This window comes from Serratia sp. 3ACOL1, from assembly GCF_003668775.1.
Lineage (GTDB): Bacteria > Pseudomonadota > Gammaproteobacteria > Enterobacterales > Enterobacteriaceae > Chania > Chania fonticola.
Window position 1 is genome coordinate 204,277 of the sequence record NZ_CP033055.1, and the last position, 14,031, is coordinate 218,307.

General features: G+C 53.2%; 11 protein-coding genes. 2 read left to right on the forward strand and 9 right to left on the reverse strand.

Features of this window, described 5'->3' with window-relative positions:
* Positions 1-222 precede the first annotated feature (222 nt).
* The 5 genes from D9980_RS00990 to D9980_RS01010 all read right to left on the reverse strand — a co-directional run bounded on the left by D9980_RS00990 (position 223) and on the right by D9980_RS01010 (position 6,358).
* Positions 223-1,773, reverse strand: coding sequence for a xanthine permease (locus D9980_RS00990; protein ID WP_121606141.1), 1,551 nt, complete (start codon positions 1,771-1,773; stop codon positions 223-225).
* A 121-nt stretch (positions 1,774-1,894) separates the two neighbouring features.
* On the reverse strand, positions 1,895-3,313 hold the full coding sequence (locus D9980_RS00995) for a DUF1116 domain-containing protein (protein WP_024486348.1): 1,419 nt from the start codon (positions 3,311-3,313) through the stop codon (positions 1,895-1,897).
* Positions 3,313-4,860: an acyl-CoA synthetase FdrA gene (fdrA, locus tag D9980_RS01000; protein WP_121606142.1), complete on the reverse strand. Its 1,548-nt coding sequence runs from the start codon at positions 4,858-4,860 to the stop codon at positions 3,313-3,315. The genes D9980_RS00995 and fdrA overlap by 1 nt, the downstream gene beginning before the upstream one ends.
* Complete coding sequence (locus D9980_RS01005) at positions 4,820-5,608, reverse strand: DUF2877 domain-containing protein (protein ID WP_370454282.1); 789 nt, start codon at positions 5,606-5,608, stop codon at positions 4,820-4,822. Before D9980_RS01005 ends, fdrA begins: the two co-directional genes overlap by 41 nt.
* A 144-nt stretch (positions 5,609-5,752) precedes the next feature.
* A complete protein-coding gene (locus D9980_RS01010; protein WP_121606144.1) occupies positions 5,753-6,358 on the reverse strand; it encodes an ankyrin repeat domain-containing protein in 606 nt (201 codons plus the stop codon).
* 887 nt (positions 6,359-7,245) lie between these two features.
* Between D9980_RS01010 and D9980_RS01015 the strand changes: the two genes are divergently transcribed.
* Entirely contained in the window at positions 7,246-8,175 is a 930-nt protein-coding gene (locus D9980_RS01015) for a LysR substrate-binding domain-containing protein (protein WP_121606145.1), read from the forward strand.
* 164 nt (positions 8,176-8,339) lie between these two features.
* Here the strand turns inward: D9980_RS01015 and D9980_RS01020 are convergent, their stop codons facing one another.
* From D9980_RS01020 to D9980_RS01035, 4 genes are all read right to left on the reverse strand, one after another.
* On the reverse strand, positions 8,340-9,113 hold the full coding sequence (locus D9980_RS01020; RefSeq protein WP_121606146.1) for a MipA/OmpV family protein: 774 nt from the start codon (positions 9,111-9,113) through the stop codon (positions 8,340-8,342).
* 100 nt (positions 9,114-9,213) lie between these two features.
* Positions 9,214-10,008: a CPBP family intramembrane glutamic endopeptidase gene (locus tag D9980_RS01025; protein ID WP_121606147.1), complete on the reverse strand. Its 795-nt coding sequence runs from the start codon at positions 10,006-10,008 to the stop codon at positions 9,214-9,216.
* A 3-nt stretch (positions 10,009-10,011) separates the two neighbouring features.
* Complete coding sequence (locus tag D9980_RS01030; protein ID WP_121606148.1) at positions 10,012-10,650, reverse strand: TetR/AcrR family transcriptional regulator; 639 nt, start codon at positions 10,648-10,650, stop codon at positions 10,012-10,014.
* A 175-nt stretch (positions 10,651-10,825) separates the two neighbouring features.
* On the reverse strand, positions 10,826-12,208 hold the full coding sequence (locus tag D9980_RS01035) for an IS4 family transposase (RefSeq protein ID WP_121606149.1): 1,383 nt from the start codon (positions 12,206-12,208) through the stop codon (positions 10,826-10,828).
* Between the two features lie 425 nt (positions 12,209-12,633).
* Between D9980_RS01035 and nrfA the strand changes: the two genes are divergently transcribed.
* Positions 12,634-14,025 carry an ammonia-forming nitrite reductase cytochrome c552 subunit gene (gene nrfA / locus D9980_RS01040; protein ID WP_370454325.1) on the forward strand — a complete coding sequence of 464 codons (1,392 nt, stop codon included), beginning with the start codon at positions 12,634-12,636 and terminating at the stop codon, positions 14,023-14,025.
* The last annotated feature ends 6 nt before the right edge of the window (positions 14,026-14,031 follow it).

Consider the following 14,031-nt stretch of genomic DNA (forward strand, 5'->3'; position numbering starts at 1 on the left):
TGCCCCTCACCCTAACCCTCTCCCACAGGGAGAGGGAACCGATCGAGTTCGTTGATTTTTCTGCGTAATAACTCATCCACCTTGTTTTTTCACCCAACTGAGTCCGTTGATTTTTCCGTGTGATACCCTCCTTTTATTACTCCTTACTTTCCGAAGCTGCACGGGCTTGCCATGCGCTCGGGGCAGCTCCCTCTCCCTGTGGGAGAGGGTTGGGGTGAGGGGTCAGGCGGTCTTGGTTGGCTCCTGAACTGCGGCGGCCACCGTTTCACGGCTATCGAGAAAATGTTTCAGCACAAACATGGCCGCCATCATCAGGTAAGCCAGCGTGAACAGCAACGAGCTTCCCTCGGCAAAGCCCACGGCTGGCGCATGGATCACGCCGAACAGCGCCAGCAGTGCGCCGGTTGCCGCCGCCACCGCACCACGCAGCGGTTTGTTGATGATGGCGAAAATCGCGACACATCCCCACAGCATACTGGCCAGCGGCGCACCGCTACCCAAATGCACCAGCCCCTGGTAATACACGCCTTTGCTATGCAGCAACTCTGCGCCCAGCTTGGCTCCTGAGGTGCCCGCCGCCCCCAGTACGCTGTTGACCATGGTTAATCCCCAGTTGGCGATCCACGGGAACAGGCAGATGAAGATCACCGGGACCTCGATCTTCGGCGTTTCCCTCACCACCTGGTTGGCGGTGACCACGCCGATAAACACCAGGATAGGCACGATCGCCGTCATCGGGATCACTGCCAACATAAAGGCACCCAGCCCGAACAGCGGTACCAGGAACATCGTCACGCCGGACGCCAAGGTGTAACCAATACTGGCACCCATCGCTTTCCAACCGGCGTGGCCAACATACACGGTCACCGGGAACGGGTTACCCAGCAGGCAGCCGAACATGGAGGAAAGGCCGTTGGCCATCATCACTTTGCGGGTGTTGTATTCATCCCCGGCGGCGTGCGCACTTTCAATGTTTTCCAGGTCAAAGATGTAGTTCGCCAACCCCAGCGGAACCGCAGAGGCCAGATAAGGCAGCGCGTGCGGCAGGCCCTGCATAAAGCTATCGACATGGAACCCCGGCGGGTTAAAGCCAAAGGAAGACATCGAGGCTTTAATCGCATCCGGGCTTTGCAGGCCGGAGATCCACGCCAGCGCGGTACCGGCGATCAACAGCAGCAAACCGGTCGGAATGCGGGCGAATATAGGCTTTTTGCCAAACCAGTTGATAAAGATCAGCAGCAGCACGATGAACGAAACGGTCGGCGCTTCGAACGCTTGCAGCATCGGGTTCATCGCCAGCAGCAACAGCCCCAGGCCGGAAAGGCAAGAAAGCAGCACGGTGCGCGGGATCATCTTGCGGATGGTTTCGCCGAGGAATGAGCCGCCCACCAGGATCAGTGCTTCAACAAAGCACCACACCAGGCCGATCGCAATGGCAAAGTCCGCATCGCCGGTCGACTGATAAACCGGCATCAGCACCAGGAAGGTCACGGTGAAGATGGACGGAGCGCTCGGGCCGGAAGGCAGCGCGGTCACATCGCTTCGCCCGGTTTGGCGAGCCATTTGCAGGCCGAACCAGGTGTAACAGATGCTGGCCATCATCACGGCCAGGCCAAAGGCCGGGGCTATGCGCCCGTAGACAATCTCTTTGGGGATACCCACCACGAAGATGAGTAACCCCATCATGGTGAGCAGGTTGGTCAGGTTATTGGTCATCAGCCCGAAGTAGGCTGCCCAGTCACCGCGTTTCCACTCTAATTTCATTTTGTTCATGGAAAATCCTTCACAGGTCGTTTAACAACTCTCGACGATCAACGGGATCGCCATTGGTCCTGCAGGTGAACAACTCTCTGGTGTCAGGTGGGGCTAACGTTGGGTTAGCCCCGTTATTTTTTTATTGGCAGTAGTGGTCGCGATAACTCAGTATTGCTTTCTCAAAACAGGTGAACGGCGGGTGCACAATCCCGGCACCGATCATGCCGATCCCTGCATCCTTATGGGCGATGGCGGTGTTGATCACCGGCAGGATGCCGCTGCTGCCGACCTTGGTAATATCGATCGCCGTTGGGATCCCCATAAACGACAGCAGGGGAATGGTGACGTTAGGGTTTTCGCCCAGGGTGATTTCACGCATCTGGCGCGAGAAATCAATCGCTTCATCCACCGTGCCCCCGACCAGTGCCACGATGGCCGGAGCGGTCGCCATGGCAAAACCGCCAATGCCGTAGGTTTCGGTGATGGCGCTGTCGCCGATATCCAGCCCCGAGTCTTCCGGTTTATAGCCAGCAAACATCGGGCCGATAACCTGTTGTGCCGGGCCAGTAAACCACTGGCCCGGTAACCCGCTGATGCGCAGACCAAACTCAACGCCGTTACGTGCCATGGTGGTAACCACGGTGCTGTATTCAATGCCGTGCGCCGCATCCATGGCCGCTTTACACATTGCCATCCAGGTTGGGCCGGAGAAGTAATCGCTGCTGGCGACAAAGTCGAAGACCTCGCGCTGCTGTTCAACCGGGTAGCCCGCCTGGATAATCCACGGCGTCAGCGCCTGGATCAGCAGCGTAGTGCCCGCATTGTTGCGGTTGTGACACTCGTCGCCCATATGCAGCGCCTGTGCCAGCATCAGCCGCAGGTCGATCTCACCGGCCAGCTTCATCGCATCGCGCAGCATCGGGCCTTGCACATCGCGCATCCAGTTCAGGCGGTCAATCACGCTCTGGTCATTGGCCCCCATGCGCAGGATCTTCGCCATCTGCTCGCTCATATTGGTATAAGCGCGGTTGCCGTAGGTTTTGTTTTCGACGATATGCATAAACATTGATGCAGAAGTCACGCCCGCCATTGAGCCAACGCAGTCGTGTTCATGGCACGGCGAGAAGATGATTTCCCCAGAGGCTGCCAATTCTGCGGCTTCGTCGAGGTTGGCCGCCAGTCCTTCAAACACCAGCGCACCGGTGACCGCGCCCTTCATCCCACCACACATCTTCTGCCAGGTGATCGGCGGGCCTGCATGTAAAATGGTGTTGCGCGTCATACCTGGGACGACGTTGATCGCCTGGTCATAACCTACCAGCACCGGATGCGACTGAATAATACGCTCTAGCGCCAGTTTGTTGGCGGCAGCGACTTTCTCGGCAAGCGCGGGGGAGGCAATCTGATCGAGGGCCTCAACCACCGCCATATTACCTTGGCCCGGCGGAGTCCAATCGAGCTGGGTTACTGGCACATGCTGTTTTTTCAGGTCATCACTGAACATGGCGATACCGACGTTAATCACGTTCAGCGGTTGGTTAAATAACGAGTGGCTCATCAGGCTTTCCCTCCTTTACAGACAAATTCACGCGCCAGCAATCCGGTATTGGTGCTGCTGCTCGCCCAGATCACGCCCGCATCGGTGAGCATCTGGCACTGTTGCTGTAGCGACGGCGTATCGAGATCGGTGCCTAGCACATAGCCGAGGATCTCCAACGGTCGGCTCTCGCTGGCCGCAATGGCCTTGGCCTCTGTGATCGCCTCGATCATTACGCCCACCGGATCTTCGTGAGAGCCAAAGCCCAGCACGAAGTCCATCACGATCACGCCAACTTCTGGGTCGCGCGCTTCCTGCAACAGACGTTGGATGCGGTTGGTCGGGTCGATCATCGGGTGTGGTTTGCCATTGGTGAAGTCGTCATCGCCAAAGTCGAGGAAGGTGTGTGCCACGCTGCGGTTGAGGTCTTGCAGGCGCATGGCCGGGTCGGGCTGAATATTGCTGTAAACGTCGTCGTATTTTTCCAGTGCGGCAAACATCGCTTCGTCGCACAGGGTGCCGCCACAGAACAGGCCACGAATGTATTTTTGCTGTGGCGTCAGTTTGGCACGCACTTCTTCAATCAGCGGCCAGTTGAGTGGATGCAGGTCGAGGGACTCTTCTTTGATGCCGGTAAGCAGCACAGCCTTTAACGCTGCCTGCTTGGTTGCACGCGCAAACTGTAACCCTTGCTCATCGGCTGGTGGCTCATTGCGCCCAAGGAAGCAAACCACTACGGGTTTACGGCAGGCACGGGCGCGCTCGAGCACGGTGTGTGCCACGGCTGGGGCAGGGGGCTTGGAGACCAGTACAATCACCTCTGTACCGTTATCGTTCTCTAGCATCGCTATCGCATCCAGCATCATCCGGCCGCCGATCTTTTCACTCAGATCGCGCCCGCCGGTGCCAATCAGCTGCGAAATGCCGCCGCCAAACTCATGGATACGTACGCTCAGCTCCTGGCTACCGGTGCCGGATGCGCCGATGATACCGATGTTGCCACGGCGAACCGCGTTACCAAAACACAGGGCGGTGCCATTAATGATGGCGGTGCCGCAGTCTGGCCCCATCATCAGCAGGCCTTTTTCATGCGCCAACTGTTTCAGCGCCAATTCGTCCTCGATGGAGACGTTATCGGAGAACAGCATTACGTTGAGATCGTTTTCCAGCGCTTGACGAGCTTCACGTGCCGCGTACAACCCGTTGACCGAGATCACCGCGAGGTTGCTCTCCGGGATATGCGTTTTCGCACTGGCGAGGGTGGCGTAGCGCGCTTCGTGGCGGCCACCTTTATCTTTGTGGGTGAACAAGGCTTCGATCGCTTGCAGGGTTGCCTCATTAGCTTCATCGCTGGCGCCCTTAATCACGATCATCAGATCGCCGTTTTTGGCGGCTTCCAGCTCTGGGGTTAACAAGCCCAGATTCTCCAGCACCCCTTTGTTCATCTCCGTGGCCATGGCCACAAACGCTTGTTCAACGCCTTCAAGTTTGTTCGCTTTGGTGGAAATAGACATCAGCGAAACAGAGTCAAACCAGGTGTTGTTTTTTACCACTATCCTGATGGACATATTTTTCTCCAAAATATGAGGTCAAGAGGCAGGCATCGGCCATGCCATACAGCATGTCGCAGCCCGAACTTGAACCAATCTGTTTAATCTTGTTAATGGTATCGATAATAAGGTGACGATCGTCGTGTATTAATTTTTCTAACAGGTGACTTATCACCTGTCGGTAACGCTGATTGATTGCCGCCTCTAAGGTAATAGCGCTTAGCAGCGTGGTTTTATGTTGTGCTTTTTCCAGCACCGCTAGAAAAACCTCGCGATACTTTTGTGCCGGATGACCGGGCAACAGTAATATAGAGCAAAGCCCAACCAGATAATCATCCCCAGAAGGCGTCAGGCCAATGCCCAAACCAATGAGGGAATGTATGGCCTCGTCGGGATCTTCATTGCGCCGTATCGCCAGAAATAACGCATCACGATGCAGTTGTAATAACCTGGCCATTTCCCGATAAAATATATTATCGCCACGGTAATTAAACAGCGAATTACCGGATGAAGCCTGTTGATTAATGCATGCCCCCCATTGGCGCCAAGCAATAGATGCTCTGCTTGCTTCGGTTAAATACAGGTCAGGTTGCTGCCAAATCTGGCAGTGAGAAAAATCAATCCAACAATGTTTACCTATTTTAATGCCGCCCTGAGAGAACTCGACGCGATCTCCTGGGCTAAGTATCTGGTCACAGTGCCTGAGCGCTATGCGGCAACTATTGGGGGCGTTATCGTACTCGTCGCTTAATAACGTGTAGAGCATGTTCTGCTCGGGAACGAACAGGTTTACCGCGCGGGAAAAAACCTGTTCGACCTGCCCACTTAGCTGCTGGCGGGGGAACGCCACCTCCGCCGATAACGCTGTAATGCACTGCCGTTGCGGCTGTGCGATGGCATTTCTCCTCTGTTAAGCGCCGGCGGCAACCAGCAGTTCAGCAATTTCGTGATAGCCTTTTTCACGGGCCAGCGTCAGAGGCGATTTACCATATTTGTCGGTCATATGTGGATTAGCACCGTGCTCGAGCAGTAATTTGACAATCTCTTGCTGTTTCGCGCTGCCATCATTCAACACAATGGCTTCCAGCAGCGGGGTCCAACCGACAAAGTTGGTGTGGTTGACGTTAATTTCGGTACGCGTTAACAATTCACGTACAATATCGACGTGGCCTTTTTCACTGGCCGGGGTAATACCCACGCCGCCAAAGCGTGTTAAGCGGTCCAAATCCGGGTTTGCTGGCAATACCAGGCGTAGCAGCGTTAAATCGTTATTCAGGCAGCTCAGCAGGAAGGGGTTAAAACAGGTCTGATCCTGCTTATCAATATCGGCACCGGCAGCGATTAATAATTCCACGCAGTCGTAATGTTTATTCAAGCTGGCAAGCGTAATTGCGGTACGGCCCTGGCGGTTGGTGGCATTGATATCCGCACCTTGAGTCAGGCAGCTTTTCAGCGCGTCGCTGTCACCCTGTTCCGCCGCAAAAAGAAACTCTGTGATTAGCGCTTTATCAGACATATTCTAGCTCCCTGTTTTTTTAGTGGGATTGGATGCTTTCATTGCTACTGAGAATAGCAACAGATGCTGGATAAAAACATCCGCTTAAGAATCATTCATCGCAAAGGGTGTAATTATTGAAAACAATTCAACAATAAAGACAAACTGTGCGTCGGCGCAATCTTTCTCTTATGTTTTGCGCCTTTTGCCACGGCAAACGTCCCTGCGGGGAATGGGCTTTCACCTCGCGCCACATCAGGCTCCAAACTAATAATCAGAAGTGTGATTGTCTTCAAATCAGTTGTAATCGCAGTGTTAAATTTTGTTCAATACTGGTTGCGTGCCATAGGATTTACAAATACATTCAACAATGCGGCGGCCCCTCACCCCAACCCTCTCCCACAGGGAGAGGGAGCTGCCCCGAGTGCATGGCTAGCCCGTGCAGCTTCGGAAAGTGGGGTGCAAAAAGAAGATGTATGGGTGATCATCGAAATCGATCTGTTTCCATAGGGAAAGGGAGCTGCCCCGAGTGCATGGCTAGCCCGTGCAGCTTCGGAAAGTGTGGTGCAAAAAGAAGGTGGATGGGTGATCATCGAAATCGATCTGTTTCCATAGGGAGAGGGAGCTGCCCGGAGTGCGTGGCTAGCCTGTGCAGCTTCGGAAAGTGGGGTGCAAAAAGAAGGTGGATGAGGTTTTACGCAAAAAATCAGCAAACTCGATCGGTCCCTTTCCCCACAGGGAGTGCGAGCTGCCCAGAGTGCGTGGTTGGACCGTTCAGCTTCGGAAAGTAGGGAGTGAAAACAAGAAAGGCGAGGTATGTTGTGACCTAGCCAAAGTGAGTCACGATAATTTCAAACACACTCGATCGGTCCCCTCTCCCTGTGGGAGAGGGCTAGGGTGAGGGGTCTATGAATTCTATTTTTACCGAAGAAAACCTGTTGGCATTTACCACCACGGCGCGTTTTGGCAGCTTCAGCAAAGCGGCCAAGGAGCTGGATCTGACGACCTCGGCCATCAGCTATACCATCAAACGGATGGAAACCGGGCTGGACGTCGTGCTGTTTAACCGCAGTACGCGCAGTATCGAACTCACCGAGTCCGGCTTTTACTTCTACCGTAAAGCGACCGACCTGCTTAACGACTTCCATGCCATCAAGCGCGGTATAGATACCATATCGCAGGGCATCGAAGCGCGGGTGCGTATCTGTATCAATCAGTTACTCTACACACCACGGCATACCGCCCGGCTGCTACAGGTGTTGAAGAAGCAATTCCCCACCTGCCATATCACGGTGACCACTGAGGTGTACAACGGCGTCTGGGATTCCATCATCAACAACCAGGCCAATATCGCCATTGGTGCACCGGATACGTTGCTGGACGGCGGCGGCATTGATTACACCGAAATCGGCGCCATCCGTTGGGTGTTCGCCATTGCGCCCGATCATCCATTGGCGTTTATGCCTGAGCCGATCTCTGAGAGCCAGCTACGGCTTTATCCCAACATCATGGTGGAAGACACCGCGCATACCATCAACAAGAAGGTGGGGTGGTTGCTACACGGGCAGGAAGCGATCCTGGTGCCGGACTTTAACACCAAGTGCCAATGCCAGATTTTAGGGGAGGGGATTGGCTTCTTGCCGGAATATATGGCGCGTGAACCAGTAACGGAAGGGCTATTGGCTACCCGCGCCATTCATAACCCACGGCAGGATTCCAGCATGCTGCTGGCGACACAGCATGCGGCAACCGGGCAGGTCACCCAGTGGATCAAAAAGCAGTTCGCTCCGGGTGGGGTGCTGACCGGGATTTATGGGGATTTGCTTTACCGGGAGTGAGTTGGGGATCTTGGTGCCTAAAATTTTCTTACCCTGGCAGAGAGTAAACTGCACCTTAAAGTTGGCTAGTCACAAATTAAGGTGCAGTGGGTTATGGCAAAAACAGCCCCTTCCCATAAATGCGTATTGGGAGTCATCGCTGGTTTTATCAAATAATGTGTCGATCAGAAACTATATAAAACACCGGCCACTGCATTGATACTATAATCGCGGTCGGTCATCGGGCTATCTTTCACCGTGTCGCTCATCTGTTCATTAAACCCCATCAGGAACAGCTGCCAGTCGTTATTAATGGCATAATAGCTGGCGAGAGAAATGTAAGATGTGACGCCACTTTTCGCTCGGTATTGTTGCATTCCGCTGCGTTGTGACTCCGGTTCGCTGATGCCAAAATAGTAATTATTGAAGGTGCGGTTTTGCCAGCGCATGCCGAAACCGGGTACCAGCTGAAATTTGCCAAACTGGAAGCGGTATTGATAGCCGACATCGGCAATTACGCCGTCGCTATAGCCCAGCACGTCAGTTGCAATATCAGCGTTAAGGCTCCCCCAATCGGCATGATACTGATAACCGATGCCTGCCATGGCGGTCGCTCGCCGCTTATCCAGCTTCTTCATCGCCGGATCGTCGCTATCCGCAGGCTTAAAGCTTAGCGGGGAGTGGTTAACCGCCAAATGCAGATTATGCTTCTCGAAACTCAGAAGATTAATGCCGATCCCTTGGCTATTAATAAAAAACTGCTCCCCTTGATAAGTCACAATCGGCAGCGGTATATATTGTGCATCATAGTCGCGATAGGGTAACTGTTCTGCCAGAACGCCAGCCCCTACCGACCAATCACCAGCATAGGTATTGCCCGTTAATAATATGGCCGTCAGCGAAAGAGCATTAACTGAGAGGCGTGGCTTACGAACAGATATAAAATTATATTCCATCATGATAGATATCCCAGATTTAAGTCAAAAGGTTGCCATCAGCAGATAATAAGCTGACAACTGAAATTAAATTCTTATTAAGGTATTAATGACGTAATGTTGCTTACTCTTTGAAAAATAGCTCCTGTTCAATGGCAATAAGTAAAGTGGCTATCAACAATAATAGGGCCGTCCAGATACATTTGGTCAGCGGTGCAACCTGCATAAGCTCTGCCGCCATCACCAGGGTCAAGTGAAATAAAATGGCTGCCGGAATGCTACGCTGACAGCGATAGTAGAACCAATTGGCCAGCACGGCGGCAGGAAACATGCTGATAAAAAAGTTGGTAACGTATATTCCCCCGGCCTGCCATAGTTGATGCTGATAGGTGTCCGCAATAAAGAATAAGGGTAAATGCCAGAGTGCCCATAGCCCAAAAAATATCAACGAGGTGGGCAGCAGCATTGGCCAACGGCCCCTCAAGCTATCGACGCCATAACCGCGCCAGCCCAGTTCCTCCAGTATTGAGGCGATCAGTGCCAGCGGTAGCATGGGCAGAAAACCGCTGGAAAAAGCAAACTGGGTGGTATCCAAACCTAGCCGCACCGACAGCCAAATGGCCATCAGTAACGGCAGCAGGATTAACCCCAATAGGGTTAGCGTGCGGCCCAGCGTTATCCCTGCCAAAGAAAATACTCTGCTGCGAATATCCCCCCACAACCGCCGGTCTTTGGCCGTCCATATCATCACCCCTGTTGCCAGGGCTGGGCCAAGTAATCCCAGCAGAGCCACGAATAGCGTCGACTGTTGCCTATCCGGCGAATGGCTCAGATAGGCTGCGATGGCCCACGGTAACCATGAAAACGCAAAAACCAGACCAAAAAAGCGTAGCGGAGAATAACGGATCACTGGGATCATAGCTTATTCCTCTCCTTGGATACTGGCTCCTAAAACGGTGGCAAAAGACCCGGCAACGGCACCGAAGGCGCGCTCAATCAGCAACAGCATGGCCTGCATACGTGCGGCTTGCTCTTCAGGCGTCCAGCTAAACATCTGGTGGCCGAACAGGAACAGCGAACCGGCGAGAATGAACTGCACCGTCGATAGCGGATCATCAACCTGAAAAACGCTTTCCTGGTTTCCCTGCTCGACCACTGCCGCAAGAATTGGCCCAAAGGCCAACACCGTTTCAATATTGCTGCGCTCATGCAATGCGCGGTTCTCTGGGCGGTGTAAGTCCTCAACCAAAGCCTGCCCGGCTTCTACGGTTTGATTCTGCGCGGCGATGATGGCGCAGAACTTTTCAATCGCCCCCAGTTGCGGATCGTCAGCAATGATTTGTGAACGGGCAACCATCTCGGCACACAGTTGCTGTGCCAGTGCTGCCAGGACTTCATCTTTAGATTTGAAGTAGTAATAAAACGTCCCCTTGGCGATGCCTGCGCTGCGGACGATGGAATCAACAGAGGTCGACTCATAACCGATTTCCTGAAACAGCTCGCTTGCCGCCTGCAAAATTTCAGCCCGGCGCACCTCTGGCGTTTTCACAGTACGTACCATATTAAATCCCTCTTTTTCGTATGGAGTAGCGCTACGGTAGTAATTGACTGACGGTCAGTCAACAAAAAATGCAGATTTTTTGCACGCAATGGCCGGGGTGGATATTCCGCAGAATACCTTCCGTATCTGGCTACCGCTCCGAACTAGTCACCTCTCCTTTTTGGCTGTCTCTTGATCAGATCTCCTGATCAAGAGACTTCGCCAGTTTGTACCCTTCGACGATATCCTGAAGCTTGAACCACGCTTCCCACATCACTATCCATCCCGCTCGCCCCGTTCGTTTACTGTCATACCAACGCCCCAGTTTCGCCAGATTCAGGTATGCCCACTTCAGGCTCGGCGGCTTCTTCGGCAAGGGTTTTCTTTCCTGTTTCACCCACAACAGCTTCCATTCAAGTGGACTCAGGACCCGTTCGCAACTTTCATTCAACGTTTCCTCACTCAACCCACCCTGACGCAAGGCCAACACTCGCACCGCGATAAAGCTCAGTATGACGATCATTCGCTCCAGATTATCTCGCGTTTGCATCCGTAGCTGTTCCACCTGCGTTCCACCACTTTTCCAGGCCTTATGATATTCCTCTATTAGCCAGCGACGTTCGTAGTAACTGATGATGACTCGGGCTTCCTCCCCTGAAGTCACTTTTTCTGAGGTCAGAAGATGCCAGCAGGCTCCGTCTTCTGCTTCCTCCTCACGACAGCAGATATACGTCAGAGGGACGGTGTTTTCTTCTGACGTACTGCCCGGCATTTTGAGTTCAACCGGGCTATAACGGATACTCATTCGTGCGTCACGGGCAGCTCGCCCACCTTTCTGAACCACATTCAGCACATAACTGCCTGCTTCCACTAGCGTTTCTGGTAATTCCAGCAGTCTCTTACTCTGTTCACTCAGCAACCGGTTCTGAGCGGCTCGAACGACGAAACGCTGTTGATTTTTCGTTTTATAATCAAGGTAATGCCAGATATCCGCTTCCCGGTCACAGACGGAGATAACCTGTGGTTGTGCGTCACCCAGCCGTTGTGCTGTTCGTTCAGAGGCCTGTTGCCACTTGTAGCTTTCTTTTTCCTCATAAGGCACTTGTTTACGTTGGTGTTTTTTACCGTATTCGTTCGCTTCGCGGGTCCAGCGATACTGGTCGATGAGTCCGAGGAACTGCGCGGTGTCGGGGGCGTAAAGTAGGACCGAGTGGGCCAACAGGCCATGCGTATTCTTGCTGGTTGTCGTATTTCCCAACTCGTCATACGCGGTGGTGTGAGCGAAGTTGATGGAGGTGGTGTCTTCCAAAGCAAGTAGCAGCGTGTGCGTTTGGGCGGCCTTCGCCGTGGCGTTGAAGCCCGCCTCGGCAATGGCATCGGGTGAGACGTTGGGATTGCGGATCAGACGATAAGCCCCTTCAACTTCAGCGGTGGTTTGGGATGATTTCACAATAGAAAGTCCTGTTTTTTTAGCCAACGAGGCAGTGAGGTGTACGAGGCGCAGAGTTCGCCGATAGTCGCCAAGTTGAGCAAGTCCAAAAGTGTCGTTAGCCCATGAATAACAATCAGAAAGCACCATACTAAAAACCGAAGAAGAGGAGAATATAAAGAGAGATCAGCAGATGGGGAAAAGGTTCAAAAATTCCCCGACGTTAGCATCGGGGAAATGTGTATAAGAGACAGCCTTTTTGGGGGAGGGGGAACATCGAGTACGTGTCATCATTTTGTTTCCCCATCCAACTCCTTATCTTTCAATAACTAATTAGAGTTAGTTCGAGTTTGCGCTGCCTCGCAAAATTCAATCAACAACTGAACAACCTGCCGGAACTTGACCAAAGACAACATTTTTTGTGTGGTCTATGGTATCCCTACGCACGGTGTAATGGCGAAAATCTGTTCTAACAAGAACTTAACGACTAATAAAAGCACTGCTCTCAAGCAGGCTAAATGGATGGGATGCTTATGTATAAGGTAAGCAAGTTATTGATGCTATTTCTGGCAGGGATGTACGCGGTTTTTCTCTCTTTCTCGGCACAGGCAGAGGCGACACCTGCCGCCACGCCGCAGAAGGTTGAAGCCAAGAATGAAACCTTCTCTGCACCTCACCCTGACCAATATAAGTCCTGGCAGGCAACTTCCGAGCAGTCCGATCGGGTAGACGCTTTGGCTGGCGACCCGCGTCTGGTCATTCTCTGGGCCGGATACCCGTTTGCCAAGGATTACAACAAGCCGCGTGGGCATGCCTATGCCATCACGGATATTCGTGAATCCTTGCGAACGGGTGCACCAAAAACGGCAGAAGATGGTCCGTTGCCGATGGCCTGCTGGAGTTGTAAAAGCCCGGACGTTGCCAGGGTGATCGCCGAACAGGGCGAAGCGGCCTACTTCCACGGTAAATGGGCGCGTGGCGGGCCGGAAATCGTCAATAATCTCGGCTGTGCGGATTGCCACAATACCGCTTCCGCTGATTTTTCTGCCGGTAAACCTGCGCTGCACCTGTCCCGCCCTTACGCGGCTCGTGCCATGGAAACGATAGGTAAGCCGTTTGACAAGGCAGGCCGCTTCGATCAGCAATCGATGGTGTGTGGGCAGTGCCACGTTGAGTATTACTTTGATGGTAAAGACAAAGCGGTGAAATTCCCTTGGGACAAGGGCACCACGGTCGATGACATGGAAGTGTATTACGACAATATCGAATTCTCCGACTGGACCAACCCGCTGTCCAAGACGCCAATGCTAAAAGCCCAACATCCAGAATATGAAACCTGGAGCGCGGGTATTCATGGTAAGAACAACGTCACCTGTATTGACTGCCATATGCCGAAAGTGCAAAACGCCGAAGGCAAGATCTATACCGATCACAAAATTGGCAACCCGTTCGATAACTTCGAACAAACCTGCAAGAACTGCCACACCCAGGATAAAGCCAGCATGCAGGCGGTGGTCGAAAAACGTAAGCAGGATATCAACGAGATCAAGCTGAAGGTAGAAGACCAACTGGTTCACGCGCACTTTGAAGCGAAAGCGGCCTGGGATGCCGGTGCCACCGAAGCCGAGATGAAGCCTATCTTGACCCACATCCGTCATGCGCAATGGCGCTGGGATTTTTCCATTGCTTCCCACGGTATTCAAATGCATGCGCCAGAAGTTGCATTGCGCATTTTGGGCACCGCGCTCGATCAGGCTGCACAGGCTCGGACTCAGTTGATCCGTCTGCTAGCGACCAAGGGCATCACTACTGAAGTCAAGTTGCCGGACATTTCCACCAAGGAAAAGGCACAGTTGGCGCTGGGTATGGACATGCCGCAGCTGAACGCCGAAAAGCAGGAATTCCTCAAGACGGTGGTACCGCAGTGGGAAGAACAGGCACGTAAAACCGGGCTGTTAGGCAAATAACCCCTC